Origin of the sequence: Collimonas sp., assembly GCF_039923675.1 — a bacterium.
Taxonomy (GTDB): domain Bacteria; phylum Pseudomonadota; class Gammaproteobacteria; order Burkholderiales; family Burkholderiaceae_D; genus Collimonas.
Window position 1 is genome coordinate 40,326 of sequence record NZ_JBDTCG010000010.1, and the last position, 15,448, is coordinate 55,773.

Annotated in this window: 14 protein-coding genes and 1 tRNA gene; 7 read left to right on the forward strand and 8 right to left on the reverse strand. The window is 58.3% G+C overall.

Annotated features, from left to right (window positions below):
- Nucleotides 1-50: 50 nt before the first annotated feature.
- Genes ABI171_RS01775 through ABI171_RS01785 form a run of 3 tightly spaced genes read left to right on the forward strand, consistent with a single transcriptional unit; the run spans nt 51 to nt 2,006 of the window.
- On the forward strand, nt 51-641 hold the full coding sequence (locus ABI171_RS01775; protein WP_348090899.1) for a peptidylprolyl isomerase: 591 nt from the start codon (nt 51-53) through the stop codon (nt 639-641).
- Nucleotides 642-691: 50 nt separating this feature from the next.
- Nucleotides 692-1,183 carry a peptidylprolyl isomerase gene (locus ABI171_RS01780; protein WP_348090900.1) on the forward strand — a complete coding sequence of 164 codons (492 nt, stop codon included), beginning with the start codon at nt 692-694 and terminating at the stop codon, nt 1,181-1,183.
- 31 nt (nt 1,184-1,214) lie between these two features.
- Entirely contained in the window at nt 1,215-2,006 is a 792-nt protein-coding gene (locus ABI171_RS01785; RefSeq protein ID WP_348090901.1) for a UDP-2,3-diacylglucosamine diphosphatase, read from the forward strand.
- 10 nt (nt 2,007-2,016) lie between these two features.
- Here ABI171_RS01785 and ABI171_RS01790 read toward each other — a convergent pair whose 3' ends face one another.
- From ABI171_RS01790 to rnr, 4 genes are all read right to left on the reverse strand, one after another.
- Complete coding sequence (locus ABI171_RS01790) at nt 2,017-2,724, reverse strand: YceH family protein (protein WP_348090952.1); 708 nt, start codon at nt 2,722-2,724, stop codon at nt 2,017-2,019.
- 45 nt (nt 2,725-2,769) lie between these two features.
- Nucleotides 2,770-3,519, reverse strand: a complete 750-nt coding sequence (gene cysE, locus ABI171_RS01795; RefSeq protein ID WP_348090902.1) for a serine O-acetyltransferase — start codon at nt 3,517-3,519, stop codon at nt 2,770-2,772.
- Between the two features lie 166 nt (nt 3,520-3,685).
- Entirely contained in the window at nt 3,686-4,429 is a 744-nt protein-coding gene (gene rlmB / locus ABI171_RS01800; RefSeq protein ID WP_348090903.1) for a 23S rRNA (guanosine(2251)-2'-O)-methyltransferase RlmB, read from the reverse strand.
- A 39-nt stretch (nt 4,430-4,468) separates the two neighbouring features.
- Nucleotides 4,469-6,922 (reverse strand): ribonuclease R, encoded by a 2,454-nt coding sequence (rnr, locus tag ABI171_RS01805; RefSeq protein WP_348090904.1) that lies wholly within the window; start codon nt 6,920-6,922, stop codon nt 4,469-4,471.
- A 165-nt stretch (nt 6,923-7,087) separates the two neighbouring features.
- On the opposite strand from rnr, the gene ABI171_RS01810 reads away from it, so the two are divergent.
- Nucleotides 7,088-7,172: transfer RNA gene (locus tag ABI171_RS01810), tRNA-Leu, on the forward strand.
- 266 nt (nt 7,173-7,438) lie between these two features.
- Here the strand turns inward: ABI171_RS01810 and ABI171_RS01815 are convergent.
- Nucleotides 7,439-8,065, reverse strand: a complete 627-nt coding sequence (locus ABI171_RS01815) for a lytic polysaccharide monooxygenase (protein WP_348090905.1) — start codon at nt 8,063-8,065, stop codon at nt 7,439-7,441.
- A gap of 235 nt (nt 8,066-8,300) precedes the next feature.
- Here ABI171_RS01815 and ABI171_RS01820 point away from each other — a divergent pair, with 235 nt between their 5' ends.
- Nucleotides 8,301-9,605, forward strand: a complete 1,305-nt coding sequence (locus tag ABI171_RS01820; RefSeq protein ID WP_348090906.1) for an MASE1 domain-containing protein — start codon at nt 8,301-8,303, stop codon at nt 9,603-9,605.
- Nucleotides 9,602-10,414, forward strand: a complete 813-nt coding sequence (locus tag ABI171_RS01825) for an alpha/beta fold hydrolase (protein ID WP_348090907.1) — start codon at nt 9,602-9,604, stop codon at nt 10,412-10,414. The genes ABI171_RS01820 and ABI171_RS01825 overlap by 4 nt, the downstream gene beginning before the upstream one ends.
- On the opposite strand, the gene ABI171_RS01830 is transcribed toward ABI171_RS01825, so the two are convergent.
- The gene (locus tag ABI171_RS01830; protein WP_348090908.1) at nt 10,411-12,741 is read right to left on the reverse strand and encodes a patatin-like phospholipase family protein; all 2,331 of its coding nucleotides are present in this window, start codon (nt 12,739-12,741) and stop codon (nt 10,411-10,413) included. The genes ABI171_RS01825 and ABI171_RS01830 overlap by 4 nt on opposite strands.
- A gap of 231 nt (nt 12,742-12,972) precedes the next feature.
- On the opposite strand from ABI171_RS01830, the gene ABI171_RS01835 reads away from it, so the two are divergent.
- Entirely contained in the window at nt 12,973-14,109 is a 1,137-nt protein-coding gene (locus ABI171_RS01835) for a metallophosphoesterase (RefSeq protein ID WP_348090909.1), read from the forward strand.
- Between the two features lie 12 nt (nt 14,110-14,121).
- Here ABI171_RS01835 and arfB read toward each other — a convergent pair whose 3' ends face one another.
- Entirely contained in the window at nt 14,122-14,535 is a 414-nt protein-coding gene (gene arfB / locus ABI171_RS01840) for an alternative ribosome rescue aminoacyl-tRNA hydrolase ArfB (protein WP_348090953.1), read from the reverse strand.
- 46 nt (nt 14,536-14,581) lie between these two features.
- Nucleotides 14,582-15,277, reverse strand: coding sequence for a glutathione S-transferase family protein (locus ABI171_RS01845; protein WP_348090910.1), 696 nt, complete (start codon nt 15,275-15,277; stop codon nt 14,582-14,584).
- Nucleotides 15,278-15,448: the final 171 nt, after the last annotated feature.

Here is a 15,448-nt window from a genome sequence, read left to right on the forward strand (position 1 = left end):
AATGCGCCACATGAAGCATGAAAACAGCAGCCCTTACATGAAGGATTTTTATGACCGCACCTCTTGGTTTGTCCCGTCGCAAGTTCACTTTGGCGTTTGTATCGGCGTTAACAGCTGCCTCTTTGGCGAGCAGTCCGGTGTTTGCCAGCGCCGCCGCCAAGCCGCATGTCCTGTTAAAAACAAACATGGGCGACATCGTCATTGAACTGAATCCGGAGAAAGCGCCGAAGACAGTCAAGAATTTTTTAAGCTATGTCAACAGCGGCCATTATAACGGCACCATCTTCCATCGCGTGATCGACAACTTCATGATCCAGGGCGGCGGCATGAGCAAGGACATGATTGAGAAGCCCGCGCCTAACAAGGTTGAGAACGAAGCCAAGAACGGCCTCAAGAACGTTCCCTACAGTGTCGCCATGGCGCGCACCGCGGATCCGCAATCGGCCGGCGCGCAGTTTTTCATCAATGTCAATAACAATGAATTCCTCAATTACCCAGGCCGCGACGGTTGGGGCTACGCGGTGTTCGGCCAGGTAATCAAGGGCATGAACGTGGTCGACAAGATCAAGAAGGTGAAAACCGCCTATCAGGATGTGCCTACCACGCCGGTGATCATCGAATCCGCGACTGTGACCAAATAATTTTCAGATCAACTCTCTATCAACCCTTTCAACCATTTATAGGAAATACCATGGCAGTCATCCTCACCACAAACCACGGCAAAATCAAGATCGAACTGGAGGCTGAAAAAGCGCCCAAGAGCGTCGAAAACTTCCTGGCCTATGTTAACGCCGGCCATTATAACGGCACGATTTTTCACCGCGTGATTCCGGGCTTCATGGTGCAAGGCGGCGGTTTCGAGCCAGGCATGAAGCAAAAGCCGACCAACGATCCGGTCGAAAATGAAGCCAAGAACGGCCTCAAGAACGCGCCTTACACCCTGGCCATGGCACGCACTTCGGCGCCGCATTCGGCTTCGGCGCAATTCTTCATCAACGTCAAGAACAACAGCTTCCTCGACTATCCAGGCCAGGACGGCTGGGGCTATTGTGTATTCGGCAAAGTGGTTGAAGGCATGGACATCGTCGACGCCATCGAAAAAGTCAAAACTACACGTACCGGCATGTTTGCCGACGTGCCGGAAACCGACGTCATCATCGAAAAAGCCGAAGTAGTCGCTTAATAGTTCAAGACCACAGGTCCCCAGCAATCTTATGACAGCTTCAGACTCCAGCCAGCCAGCCGCTACCGTTGCGCTGTTTATCTCCGACCTGCATTTGCAGGCGGCGCATCCGCGCACCACGCAAGCCTTCCTGGACTTCCTGCAAGTCCAGACAAAGCGAGTGCAGCAGCTGTATCTGCTGGGGGACCTGTTTGAGTACTGGGCCGGCGACGATGACCTGGAGACACCCTACAATCTTGAAATTGCCGAAGCGATCCGGCAAGTCGGTGCCGCCGGCGTCGCCGTTTTCTGGATCGCCGGCAACCGTGATTTCCTGGTCGGCGACGGTTTTGCGCAAGCAGCCGGCCTGACCATGTTGCCGGACCCTTCTGTGATTACAGTAGCCGGCCGGCGCCTGGCAATCGCGCATGGCGATGCCCAATGCACCGACGACCTGGCCTATATGGCGTTTCGGGAGCAAGTGCGGCAACCACAGTGGCAAGCGCAATTCCTGGCGTTGCCGCTGGCGCAGCGCAAGACGATCATCGCTGGCATACGCAAGGAAAGCCAGGAAGGACAACGTCAGAAATCGATGGAAATCATGGACGTCAATGCCGAGGCTGTAAATGCCTTGTTTGACGCCACCACTACCGATACGCTGATTCACGGCCATACGCATCGGCCGGCGCGCCATCAGACTTCGATCGATGGCGGCGTCAGGACCCGCTACGTTTTGCCGGACTGGGAATACGACGTCAAGGCGCAGCGAGGTGGCTGGATCGCGATTGATGCCGAAGGCGTAATCCGGCGCTTCGGACATGATAGCCAGGAGCTGCTTGACTAATATCTGACGATCAGTCGAACTGCCGCTTGAACTCGGCAAACTGCATTGATAAATCATCCATCTGCCGCCGCAGATTTACCACGTCATCTTCGAGCTGGGCGACGCGGTCCTGACTTCCGCTGCGCACCACCGAAGCGCTGCCCGACATCGCATCCGCCATAGCCTGCTGTTCCAGTATCTCTTCACCTGCCAGCAGATGGGCGTAGCGCGATTCTTTGGTCCCGGGCGATTTAGCCAGGCGCGCCACCAGCGGCGGATATTTATCGACCAGGAATTGCAAGGCGGTTTCGACTTCTCCCACCGAGGCGAAGTCATGCAGCCGGCCGCTGCGGCTGCGCAATTCGCCGACTGTCTGAATCCCACGCAGCATCAAGGTGGTCAGTGCCGCCAGCTTGTCTTGCTCCAGCACCCATTTGACGCGCATCCGATGCTCGTACTTGGAAACCCGGGCGCCGGCCTGCTTCACCTCGACCACCAGCTTGCGCTGCATCAGGCGCTGCAGGATATCCAGCACAGTCGACTCGCTGATCGACATCACCGGATCGCGGCTCGACAACTGATTGCAGCCGTTGGTCAATGTATTCAAGGACAAAGGATAATTATCCGGCGTCAGCGCTTCCTTTTCAGCCAGCACCGCCAGTACACGGATTTCAAACTGGTCAAGAAAATCGTCGGTTTTCTTGGCGGCATCCGCAACAGGCTCATCGCCTGCCGACATAGTATTCACATCCTGATTCATTCACATTTCTCCTGGCATGCGGTCCTACTCAACCAGCTTGTTGAGTTGGTCCGGATCAAATTTTTCCAACTCGGGCAAGCTCTCGCAAGCCACTCCGGATTTTTTCAGCAACGCGATGATGCGGTCGATCTGGTGTTCTTGGGCAGCGGCGTTGTCGATCAGGCCATGCAGCGCCTTGGACAAGGGGTCATCGCCATTCGGCGTGACGCCATAGGCGGCGAACATGCGTGCCGCCGCTTCATCCTTGCCGCTGCCTGCTTCTTTCAGGACGATGCGAGCCGGGTTGCCGACCGCGGTCGCGCCGGGCGGCACTTCCTTGACCACGACCGCGTTGGAGCCAACCTTGGCGCCCTCGCCTACGGTAAAGCCGCCCAGCACCTTGGCGCCTGCGCCGATGATGGCGCCGCGCGCCAACGTCGGATGGCGTTTGGCGCCTTTGTTGAGGGACGTACCACCCAGTGTCACGCCTTGGTAGATGGTGCAATCGTCGCCGACTTCGGCGGTTTCGCCGATCACCACGCCGAAGCCGTGATCGATGAAAACCCGGCGGCCGATGGTGGCGCCGGGATGGATTTCAATCCCGGTAAACATGCGCGCCACTTGTGAGATGAAACGTCCCGGCCATTTGAAGCCGTTGTGCCAGCAATGGTGCGCCCAGCGGTGCAGGATAATGGCGTGCAGCCCGGGATAACAAGTCAGCACTTCCCACTCGGTGCGGGCGGCGGGATCGCGCGCCATGATGTTGGCAATGTCTTCACGAATGCGGCTGAACATAGGGATATCGAATGAATGCGGAGGCGTAATGTTATTCCAAATTACGCCAGCCGTCTTTTATTGCAATTTTGGGAATGGCCAAGAAACCAGCGGCCGAGAGGCGCCTGGCGTCGGCACGCCACCAGATGGCGCACCAACACTCAGTACAGGTAATGCGGAAGTAAAATCAACAACCCTTGACCATGCGCTGGCGACGCGCTTCATACAGGCAAACGCCGGAAGCCACCGAGACGTTCAGGCTTTCTACCGAACCGAACATCGGCACGTTGACCAGTATATCGCAGGTTTCGCGCGTCAGACGGCGCATGCCTTCGCCTTCGGAGCCCATGACAATTGCAGCCGGCGTGGAAAAGTCGGCTTCGTACAAGCCCTTCTCGCCATCTTCGTCGGTACCGATCAGCCAGATTTCACGTTCTTTCAGCTCGCGCAAAGTGCGCGCCAGGTTGGTCACGGTGATATAAGGAACGGTTTCCGCTGCGCCGCTCGCCACTTTGGCGGCAGTGGCGTTCAGGCCAACCGCACGGTCTTTCGGGGCAATCACGGCATGCGCGCCCGCGCCATCGGCTACCCGCAAGCAAGCGCCGAGGTTGTGCGGATCGGTGATGCCGTCGAGGATCAGCAGCAGCGGCGGTCCGACAATCGCGTCCAGCAACTCATCCAGGTTACGCGCCAGCGACAGTTCGCCGGCCTTGGCGACAACGCCCTGGTGACGACGGGTGCCGACGATATTCGACAAGCGCTGGTCATCCACAGGGATGACACGCACGCCGACGGCTTTCGCAGCCTGCATCAAATCCTGCATGCGGCGGTCGACGCGGCCGGCATCCACATAAATCTCTTCCACCGACGATGCTTCATGACGCAAACGTGCGGTGACGGCGTGAAAGCCGAAAATCATTTTACTTTTCATATTCTATCTATCTGTTTGAAGCTAATTATCTGAATCTGATCAACGCTTGCGCTTACTCGATTTCGTGAAGGCTTTCGGCGCCCGCGCTTTTTCTGCAGGACCGGCAGCCTTGGCTTTTTTGGCTTTGCCGACAGGCGTGGTTTTCGCCGCGGTCGTGATTCTGGCGGTTTTCTGCGGCACGCCCTTGCCACCTGCCTTAGGCTTGGCGCCACGGCCTTGCTCATTATCCGCGCGCCGCGCCTCATTCTTGAGCACGGTCTTGATGCCGGGCTCATTGACCAGGCGCAGATCGATCTTGCGCGCGTCCAGATCGACCCGGCTGACTTGCACCGTGACCCGGTCGGTAAGCTGATAACGGATACCGGTGCGCTCGCCACGTAATTCGTGACGCGCTTCGTCGTACTGGAAATAATCGGCGCCAAGTTCGGTCACATGCACCAGACCCTCGATATACAAGGCATCCAGCTGGACAAAAATACCGAAAGTGGCGACGCCGGAGATGACGCCGGTGAATTCCTCGCCCAGCTTGTCGCGGATGAAGTAACACTTGAGCCATGCTTCGACATCGCGCGAGGCCTCATCGGCGCGCCGCTCATTGGCGGAACAGTGCACACCGAGGGCCTCCCAGATCGCCAGGCTGCCTTCATTTTTCTTCTTGCCTGCCGCCTTGTCTTCCGCTTGCTTCTTGCGGCCGGCCGGCGATAGCATGGTGTTCAGCGCGCTGGTGTCCATGCCCTTCGGCTCGTAACGCTTGCCTTGCAGGATGGCCTTGATCGTGCGATGGGTCAGCAAATCGGGATAACGGCGGATCGGGCTGGTGAAATGCGCATATGATTCATACGACAAACCAAAGTGACCGATATTTTCCGGGCTGTAAACCGCTTGCTGCATCGAGCGCAGCATCATGGTTTGCAGCAGGATCGCATCCGGCCGCGCCTTGATCTTCGGCATCAGCTCGGCGTAATCCGACGCCGAGGGCGTATCGCCGCCAGCCAGATTCAAGCCGACCTGTTTCAGGAAAGTGCGCAGAATCGCCAGCTTTTCCTTGGTCGGATGCGCGTGGATGCGGAACAGGCCCGGATGTTTGTGACGCTCCATCAGATCGGCAGCGCAGACGTTGGCCGCCAGCATGCATTCCTCAATCACCTTGTGCGCATCGTTGCGGGTGCGCGGCAGGATTTTTTCGATCTTGCCGGCGGCGTTACAGACGATGTATGTCTCGGTGGTCTCGAAATCGATGGCGCCACGCGTGTGACGCGCTTGCAACAGCGCGTGGAACACTTCATACAGATGCAGCAAATGCGGCACCAGGCCGGGACGCTTGGCAGCTTCCGGCCCCTTGGTGTTGCCCAGGATCGCCGCAACTTCGGTATAGGTCAGGCGCGCGGCGGAATGGATCACCGCCGGATAAAACTGGTAAGCCTTGATTTCGCCCTTGGCGCTGATCACGGCATCGCACACCAGCGTCAAACGGTCGACATCCGGGTTCAGCGAGCAGAGACCGTTGGATAACTTCTCCGGCAGCATCGGAATCACGCGGCGCGGGAAGTATACGGAGGTGCTGCGCTCCAGCGCATCGACATCCAGCGCGTCATTTGGTTTGACGTAGTGACTGACATCGGCGATCGCCACGATCAGGCGATAACCGTTGGCGCGGCCAATCTTGACCGGTTCGCAATAGACGGCGTCATCGAAGTCGCGGGCGTCTTCGCCATCGATGGTGACCAGCGGCACGTCGCGCAAATCAACGCGGTCGGCCAGGTCGGCGGCACGTACTTCGCCCGGCAGCTTGGCCGCCAGTTTTTTTGCCGCTTCCGAAAATTCATGCGGCACGCCGTACTTCCGCACCGCAATTTCGATTTCCATGCCCGGATCGTCGATATCGCCGAGGATTTCGACAATCTTGCCCACCGGCTGGGTGAAGCGCGAGGGTTGTTCGGTCAATTGCACACTGACCACCTGCCCGGCTTTGGCTTTGCCCGGCGAGCCGGCCAGAATGATGTCCTGGCCGATACGCTTGTCTTCAGGGGCAATCACCCATACGCCGTTTTCGTTCAGCAAGCGGCCGATGACGTGGGTATTGGCGCGCGACACCACTTCGACAATCGTCCCTTCGGGACGGCCGCGGCGGTCGGTGCCAATGATGCGCGCCTGGACACGGTCGCCATGCAGCACTTTCTGCATTTCTTTCTCAGGCAGGAAAACGTCGTCGCCGCCCTCGTCGGAAATCAGGAAACCGAAACCGTCGCGATGACTGCTGACGCGGCCTTCGATAAACCCGGGTGAATTGGTCAACTTGTAGATGCCGGCGCGGTCAGGTTTGATCTGTCCGTCGCGCTCCATGGCATTCAAGCGGCGCGTCAAGCCTTCCATTTCATCAGGTTTGACGTTTAGTGCGGCTGCCAGAGCGGCGGCGTTTTGCGGCTCGGAAGAGGTCCGCAGAAGGCCGAGAATTTCCTCCCGGCTGGGAATTGTGTAGGAATATTGGCTCAAAAGGCTCTTCAACTGGTTGTTATTCATCAATGCTTAGTGTAACGGAGGATTGTGACATTCTCCTAACCACGCAGCTTATATCTTCCGTTTTTACGGCCCTGCTTTATCTTCTTTCATCTGGTAGTTGACTTATTCAGGCATTAGCTTATAATTTCGCTCTCTCAAGCCCACGTGGCGGAATTGGTAGACGCGCATGGTTCAGGTCCATGTGCCGCAAGGTGTGGGGGTTCGAGTCCCTCCGTGGGCACCATATACCATAGACCAGACCCTTTTCGGGGCCTGGTCTCCGCAAGATTCCTGACCTCCCGGCATTGCAGTACAGTAAGTCCGGGAGAGCTCAGCAACAATACACCCTCCTGCTTTACTTTCCGCCAGCTATTCAGTCTTCAGCCGACACGCTGCATATTATCAGTTTCCATTACGTCAGACGCAACAAACCCGGCCTGTAACGACGACCGGGTTGCTTCGCGCATTTAAACAATTTTTTACCGAACCGGATACTGCTCGCGCCTCAGGTCACTTGAATGGATTGATCAAGATTTTCTGCGGATTCACGATCGCTCGCGCCTGGATCTGGGCGTCGATGATCTGATAAAAAGCATTGCCGGTATCGGCGATATTCCAGGTGCTCAGGATGACGTGGTAACCGCTGCGGTCGACCGGGATGCTGCAACGGTGCTTTGCATGGGTATTGCTAACCGGCGCGAAGCCGCCTTCGATAACGCAAAACGGTTGCGGGTCGAACGATTCCCGGCTCAGTTTCCGACTCGGATTCCAGCCTTGCCGGGTGATGTAGTAACGCCAGTCTTGCGTCATGTGGCCAGCGGTGAAATACCAGTCGAAGTCGTTGGCGCCGGTCTTCAATGCCACCTTTTTCCAGCGCGTGGGCGTTTGCACATTCAACTCGGCAAACTGCGCCAGGCCACCAGCGGCAATCGTGCCGTCAGCCGGACCGGCATCGGGAAATCCTTTCGGTCCTTCCACGCTTTGCGGTTCATATTGAATCGCGCCGCAAGCGGCATTCGCCTGCGTCTTGCACATGAAGGCACGTGATTGCGGAGAGTCGATATAGCCGTGCGCCTGAGCCGTCAGCGGCGCCGCCAGCACCAGCAAGACCGCCAGGCCGGAAGATAGTCGTTTCATTGGTTCTCCTGGATAAGTTGGAATGACAGGATGGTTGCTGCGCCAGGCAAGCAAGCCGATTGTGCGACCCAGGCCGGTGGCGGCGTAACTGGCAAGGTTGACAGCTGCTTGCCAGTCTGGAGATCGGCGTTGACAGTCAAATAATTTTCGGATTCATCCTATAATGTGCAGCACTTCAAGCGCCGTCTTCAGCGCGCAAGGTGTAGAAGCCGCAAACCCGATAAGGACATTTATAGTGAAACTGACCAACCAATCCGTCGTTGCGCTGCTTTGGGGCTTGCTTTACCTGGTCATGGGCTACATCTCGCATCAGCTCAACGGGCCGATTGCAGCAACCGGCTATATCTGGCTGCCGGCCGGCGTGACGGTGGCGGCCTTCATGCTGACCCGGACTGCGCGCTGGCTGCCGCTGATCATCGGTTTCGTGCTGGCGCAACTACTGCTGGGCTGGAGTGAACATCGCCATTTATTACCACTCACCTTGTTTGCCCTCGATGAAATCGGCGTCGCCGCGATCGCCGTGGCGCTGGTGCGGATGACGCAATTGCCGATGGAAGGCTTGTATTTCGTGCGCGGCCTGCTGATTGCAGGCGTTGCTTGCAGCACCGTCAGCGCCGCCATCGGCGCGGCCTGGTTCCTGTTCGTGAAAGACGTGCCGTTCTGGCCGACTGCACGGGTCTGGGCCGCATCCGACCTGGTCGGCATCCTGATCGTCACGCCGGTGCTGGCGGGATGGTCGCGTTTCCATGCAATGCGCTCGGGTGGCATGGACCGCACCGATTTTTTGCTGGGACTGGCGGCGTTCCTTGCCCTCGGCGTTACCGCCTATCTGATTTTCGATGGTCACAGCCTGAGTAATTTCTCTGCCGGGGTCAATTTTGCATTGACCTACGTACCCTTGTTTTTCGTCGCAGTGGTGACCTTGCTATGGGGTGGCCGCGGCGGCTCGCTGGCGGTCGCCATGCTGGCTTTCTTTGCACTGTTGAACACAGTGCAAGGCGAAGGCCCGTTTGCCGCTTTTGCCGACACCTATTCCAGGCATTCCCTGCTGGAAGCCCAGCTCTACCTGGCCGTCGCCGCCCTGCTCAGCCTGCTGATCAGCGCCCTCAAGACCACCCGCGAGCAATTGCACGAAGATGCCGCGCAATGGAAAAGCGATGTCGAGCTGGCCCTGACCGTCAGCCGTCAACTGGTCTACAGCGTCGACCCGCACAGCAAAAAATTGTGCTGGAACGGCGATCTGCAAGGATTGCTGGGCGTGCCGGCAATGGCTTTCAGCGAGCTCGACCAGGTGTTGGCGCATGTCCACCCCGACGACCGCCTGCAATTGCGCAGCCGCTGGCTAGACGATGTCGATGACGACGCCCGGCCGGACTTGTGTTTCCGCTTGCTGCTGCCAGTCGGGCACGTGACGACCATGACCGATATGAGCGCGGTGCTGCTCGACGCCGACGAATCGGTGGCGATGGTGGCCGGCGCCTGGCGTTTGCATATCCGAGAAAATGAACGACAACCGGACTTGGGGCCTGGCGCCCTATGAGTGTTCGTACCGGCGCCCTGCTGATTCACGGCCTGGGCGGCACCCAATTCGATCTCGGCTCCATGCACAAGGTATTGCAACGTGCCGGAGTGGAAACCCACGCCGTTACCTTGCCAGGCCATGGCGGCCGGCCGGAGGACTTGGTCAATGTGCGCACCGAGGACTGGCTGGACGCGGTCACCGCCGCCTATCATGAACTGGCGCCGCAGTACGATACTTTCCATGTACTCGGCATGTGCCTGGGTTCCTTGCTGGCGCTGGCCTTGTGCGAGCGCGTGCAGCACGCCAAGGGCAAGCTGGTGACGCTGGCGCCGCCGGTATTTATCGATGGCTGGTCGACGCCTTGGTACCGCGCGTTACGGCATGTGGTGTACTGGATTCCCGGCATGCCGGGCCGGATGAAGGTGGAAGAAGACGAACCGTTCGGCATCAAGAACGCCACAGTGCGGGCGATCGTCAAGGCCAAATTCGCTCGCGGCGATAATTTTCACTACCGCTGGGTGCCACTGGCCTGTATTCGACAAGTCGACCGCTTGCGCCGCCAGGTACTGGCCGGCGCTCACAGGATTTCCTGCCCGACGCTGGTGGTGCATGCCCGCGAAGACGAACTGACCAGCCTGAAATCCGCCGAATTCCTGCAGGCGACCTTGCCGGACACCTCCGTGGTGATCCTTGAAAACAGCTATCACATGATTTGCGTCGACAACGATCGCGACCAGGTCAGCAACGGCGTGCTGGAATTCTTCGGCTATCCGCCGGCGCCGGCGCGGCGCATGCGCGGCGCGGACAAGGTTGAGCCAAGCCCCTAGAAAACCCGTCCCAGCTGCAGATACAGGTTCCACACGCCGCGCGGCGCAATCGCCGCACCAAAATACAGAGGGCCGAGGAAGCTGTTTCCACCTAAAAACATACTAGCGCTCTTCTTGAACGGACCGGAGGCAAACGCATCCTTGGTTTGCCAGACGTCGCCGACCTCCAGGCTGGTTCCCAGCACAGTACTGCGCAAGCCAGGCAAATCCAATCCGGGCATGTCGCGCAAATAGGTCAGACGCCCATACAATAGGTAGTTGCCGGAAAATTGGTCAGGCGCGTAGGCCGATAAATGCTGGAATCCGCCCAGCGTAAATCCCAGCCCGCCATTGGCGCCGGCGCCGTTCTGTTCGTTACCGTAAGTACCGGCCGCTTCCAATGCCAGATTGAGGGTGTTGCCGCCGCGGCTGACGGCCCACAGCGCCTTGGCCTGCGCATCGCTGTAACTGTTGCCGGCGCCGCCAAAAGCAACGTTACTGACTGCGGAAAGATAGTAGCCCTTGCGTGGAAACAGCGGATCGTCGAGCTGATCCATAGTAAGTTGCGTGCGCACCACCGGCTGCTTTACGCGGAAGCTGTCGAACTTCAGACCCGGTATGAGTTGGGTGAGTTCGTCCGGCAAGTTGTAGGTGGGTTTTGCCTCCAGCCACTGATAATAGACACCCGTGCGTAACTCTCCCAAGCGGCCGATCGGCATGCCAAGATCAACCCCCACCTTGGTAGTGTCCACCCTATAAGCCGTCACTGGCACGGTACCTGAGGTTACCGTACCTTCGTCCGAAAACAGGTCGATATGCCGGCGCCCGTACTCGGCGTAAGGCGCCAGATACAATCCTACCGTGTTCCATATCGGCTGCCGTAATTCGGTATGCAGGCTGGCTTGCTTGCTGCCCAGCACGAGATCATTGCGCCATTCCAGGCCACTGTCGGTAATCCAGGGCAGCCGATGCCCTACCTGCAAATTGAAATCGCCGCGGCCATTGAAACTGTTGGAAACACCCAGGCCAAAGAGTAGAAAGTTAGGTCCCCAGGATTTTTCATCCGCATCGATCTTCAGCACGTTGCGGCCATTTTCTGTCACCAGCTCTTGCGTCACGCTTTTGAAATCGCCGTTGGTCGACAAGCTCGCCATATCTCTATTGAGCGCGATCGGATTGTAGAAATCGCCTTCCTTGACATTCAGCGAGCGCCGCACGACCGCTGCAGGCACCCGCCCCTTGCTATTAATCTCGATGGCGTCGATGCGCGTATCCTGGGCCAGCACCGGCCCACCGCCGCGGGCGGCGAGATAAGCTTTCCATTGCTGCGGCGGCAAAGCCAGCGGCGCCAGTTTGGCGCGCTGCCGTTCAGCGGCATCGTAGCCAGCCTTGACGCCATCATTCCCGCGCGAAAAATCCGCGAAGCCCAGATCACCCATATCCGGCTCAATCAATACGTCGCCCTTCTTGAGCGAATCGATTTGCCGCTTGACGTTTTGGCGAATCAGAATGGTGACCATTTGCTGTGCCACTGCAGTGGGCGATTCCAGCGTAGTCGGATCTTGCAGGTCTGCGGCGATATTGACGGCAATGATAATGTCGGCGCCCATGGCGCGCGCCTGATCCACCGGCAAATTGCGCACCAGGCCGCCATCCACCAGAGTCCGCCCATCCAGCTTGAGCGGTGCAAACAGGCCTGGCACCGCCATGCTGGCGCGAATCGCGCGCGGCAAGGAGCCGTGGTCAAGGATCACTTCCTCGCCGCTGCCGAGATCGGTCGCTACCGCGCGGAACGGGGTCGGCAGCTTGTCAAACGAAATATCGGCGGGCAATTGCGGCATCCAGTTTTGCAACAGCGCCAGCAGGTTATTCCCTTGCACAAGGCCGGCCGGCAGCTTCAGCTTGCCATCGCCGTAACCGGCGGACAGACCGATAGGGTATTGATAATCGTCTTCACGCTGCGACTGCGGCAGCTCGGCCCGTTCGTTGCGGTCAAAAGCGATATCGCTGAGGTTGGCGCCGGACAGGATGTGGTCCAGCTCATCCACCGACAGCCCGCTGGCATACAGCCCGCCCACCACCGCGCCCATGCTGGTGGCGGCGACATAATCAATCGGGATATGCATTTGCTCCAAAGCCTGCAGCACGCCCAGATGGGCGTAGCCGCGCGCGCCGCCGCCGGACAGCACCAGGCCGATGCGAGGCCGGGCCGGGAGATTCTCACTTACGCTTTTAACACCATTTACCGCAACTTCAGGAGATGCCAAGGCAGTGTCTGCAAACGCCAGACTCAACATCAGGCAGCCGAGACAGACGCCGATGCTACGCAGCGGACGGAAATTCACCATATTTCGCTTCAAAAGGGACATAACTGGCAGGAAAACACCTGATATTAGGATTGTTAAACAATGATCAGCACGATTATATTTGAATAAGCTGATATGCCTGCCCTTGCAGCGCAGGTTTTATCCTGACGACGCTCTATTGAAGCCGGCACGCCCGCCCTAATATGGGTGAAAAGCATGGCAGCTGTTGCCGCTCAGCAAATTACGCTCTTCTCCCTTTTCACAGGTTTCCACATGCCATCCCGTTTTGCCATCCTGACTGTATTGCTCTTGCTGGGCGTGCTACACGCCCTGATCGGTTGGTTGTTGATGCCCGCCTTGACCGCAATGCCGCTACTGCAAGCCTTGCTCGGCATATGGCTGCTATTGTCGTTTGTACTGATACCCGCAGGGATGCTGGGCCGCGTCATCAAACAGCAACCTTTGTCTGACCTGCTGGCGTGGGCGGGCATGCTGGCCATGGGCATATTTTCGTCCCTGTTTGTCAGCACCCTGCTGCGTGAAATCTGCCTGCTGACGCTGCCGTGGTTCGGCCTGCACAGCGACCGGCTTGGACCCTGGAGCGCGCTGGCGGTACTGCTGGTCTCAGCGCTCTCTAGCGTGATCGGTTATTTCAATGCGCGCCGCCTGGCGGCGGTAGTCGATGTGGATATTCCCATCCGCGACCTGCCTGTCGGGCTGCAGGGATTCACCATCGCCCAGATCAGCGATATTCATGTCGGCCCGACCATCAAACGCGGCTATCTGGATGCGATCGTCAACAAGGTGAACACCCTCAAAGCCGACATGATTGCCATTACCGGCGACCTGGTCGATGGCAGCGTGCAAGAACTGGCCCCGCATACCGCGCCGCTGGCCAATTTGCAATCGCGCCACGGCGCCTACTTTGTCACCGGCAATCATGAGTATTATTCCAACGCACCGGAATGGGTGGCCGAAGTGCGCAGGCTCGGATTGACGGTTTTGATGAATGAGCACGTGGTTCTGAAGCATCAGGATGCATCTCTGCTGGTGGCCGGCGTTACCGACTTCAGCGCCCATCATTTCGATGAAGCCGAGCGCAGTGATCCGCAAGCGGCATTGGCGGGCAGTCCGCAGCATGTCGCCGTCAAGCTGCTGCTCGCGCATCAACCCCGCTCCGCCGCCGCAGCGGCCGATGCCGGCTTCGACCTGCAACTGTCCGGCCATACGCACGGCGGCCAATTCTTTCCCTGGAATTTGTTTGTGCCTTTACAGCAACCGTACACCGCCGGGCTGAATCGCCTGCGTGATCTATGGGTGTATACCAGCCGTGGCACCGGTTATTGGGGACCGCCGAAGCGCCTTTTTGCACCTTCCGAAATTACCCGCTTGCGCCTGGTCCTGGCTTAGAGACTGCAGGTATTAAAGCGACACCTTGCCACGCATGGCTTTATCTTTGCCGCGGCGGGTTTTGCTGTCGACTCGCTTTAGCTGGGAACTGCGACTGGGCGCCGTCGGCCTTCTCTTTTTCTGAATCACAGTCACACCCAACAACAGTTCCTGCAGGCGCAGCAAGGCCTCGGCCTTGTTTTTTTCCTGGCTGCGGGATTGCTGCGCCTTGAGGATCAAGACACCGTCCTTGGTAATCCGCTGGTCGTTCAAGGCCAGCAGCTTTTCCTTGTAGAACTCGGGGATCGACGAGGCCGGAATATCAAACCGCAAGTGGATTGCCGAAGATACCTTGTTGACATTCTGGCCGCCCGGCCCTTGCGCGCGGACGGCGCTTATCTCGATTTCGCTCAGCGAGATGGCGAGCGAATCGGTAATGCGCAGCAGTTTGTCGTCGTTAAGGGGAAACATGTGCATTATTATAGGGGCAATATCAGGCTACGCTGCGCAGATCCTCCAGCAAGATGCCGGCCGCCTTGACTTCCGCTTCGTGGCCCGGCTCACGCCACGTTTCCAGCAGGGCGTCAGCTTGCCATTGCTGCATTGATGGCAAACTCAACAGCCGGTTTGCATAAGCTTGCGCCACCGGACTCAGGATCAAACCATAGGTTTGCGCGCGGAAAGCCACGGGGGCAAAAAATGCGTCGACGGCGCCAAAGCTGTCTCCCGCCAGGAAAGGCCCGCCAAAGCGCTGCAGACCTTCACCCCACAACTCGTCCAGTCGTGCGATGTCGCGCGTGAGCGCCGCCGGTATCTGCCCCTGCTTGACCCGGATGCCGCAATTCATGGTGCAGTGTTCACGCAATGCGCCAAAACCGGAGTGCATCTCGGCGGCGGCGCAACGAGCCCAGGTCCGGGCCCGGGAATCCGCCGGCCAGACACCCGTATGCCGCTCGGCCAGATATTCGATTATTCCCAGCGAGTCCCAGACGGCTGTATCGCCATCTTTTAGCGCAGGGACTTTTCCGGTAGGCGAAAAACTGCGGAAGGCATCCCAGTTGGCGCCGATACCGCCATCGGAAAACGGCACAAGACGTTCGTTGAACGCCAGCCCCAGTTCACGCATCAGCACCCACGGGCGCAATGACCAGGACGAATAATTTTTATTGGCGATATACAGCTCATACATGGCGACGCTCCGAAAGTAGGATGGATTTGTGCAAGTCGTGGGACAAGTATTTTATATCCTACGGAATAAAAATATCGGTAATATCTCTATCGTTCCAGGCGAGACTAAGGCAGGATGATGGAAACGGCGCGAAGCCGCTGAGACGCAATCAAGAATATGTAAAGCGCCACA

What these genes read in the sequence shown, in the direction of transcription:
- rlmB (WP_348090903.1), bottom strand. Translation starts at nt 4,429, where the DNA reads ATGAAAAGTAAAATGATTTTCGGCTTTCACGCCGTCACCGCACGTTTG.
- cysE (WP_348090902.1), bottom strand. Translation starts at nt 3,519, where the DNA reads ATGTTCAGCCGCATTCGTGAAGACATTGCCAACATCATGGCGCGCGAT.
- ABI171_RS01780 (WP_348090900.1), top strand. Translation starts at nt 692, where the DNA reads ATGGCAGTCATCCTCACCACAAACCACGGCAAAATCAAGATCGAACTG.
- ABI171_RS01775 (WP_348090899.1), top strand. Translation starts at nt 51, where the DNA reads ATGACCGCACCTCTTGGTTTGTCCCGTCGCAAGTTCACTTTGGCGTTT.
- ABI171_RS01830 (WP_348090908.1), bottom strand. Translation starts at nt 12,741, where the DNA reads ATGGTGAATTTCCGTCCGCTGCGTAGCATCGGCGTCTGTCTCGGCTGC.
- ABI171_RS01790 (WP_348090952.1), bottom strand. Translation starts at nt 2,724, where the DNA reads ATGTCGGCAGGCGATGAGCCTGTTGCGGATGCCGCCAAGAAAACCGAC.
- ABI171_RS01835 (WP_348090909.1), top strand. Translation starts at nt 12,973, where the DNA reads ATGCCATCCCGTTTTGCCATCCTGACTGTATTGCTCTTGCTGGGCGTG.
- ABI171_RS01845 (WP_348090910.1), bottom strand. Translation starts at nt 15,277, where the DNA reads ATGTATGAGCTGTATATCGCCAATAAAAATTATTCGTCCTGGTCATTG.
- ABI171_RS01815 (WP_348090905.1), bottom strand. Translation starts at nt 8,065, where the DNA reads ATGAAACGACTATCTTCCGGCCTGGCGGTCTTGCTGGTGCTGGCGGCG.
- ABI171_RS01785 (WP_348090901.1), top strand. Translation starts at nt 1,215, where the DNA reads ATGACAGCTTCAGACTCCAGCCAGCCAGCCGCTACCGTTGCGCTGTTT.
- ABI171_RS01825 (WP_348090907.1), top strand. Translation starts at nt 9,602, where the DNA reads ATGAGTGTTCGTACCGGCGCCCTGCTGATTCACGGCCTGGGCGGCACC.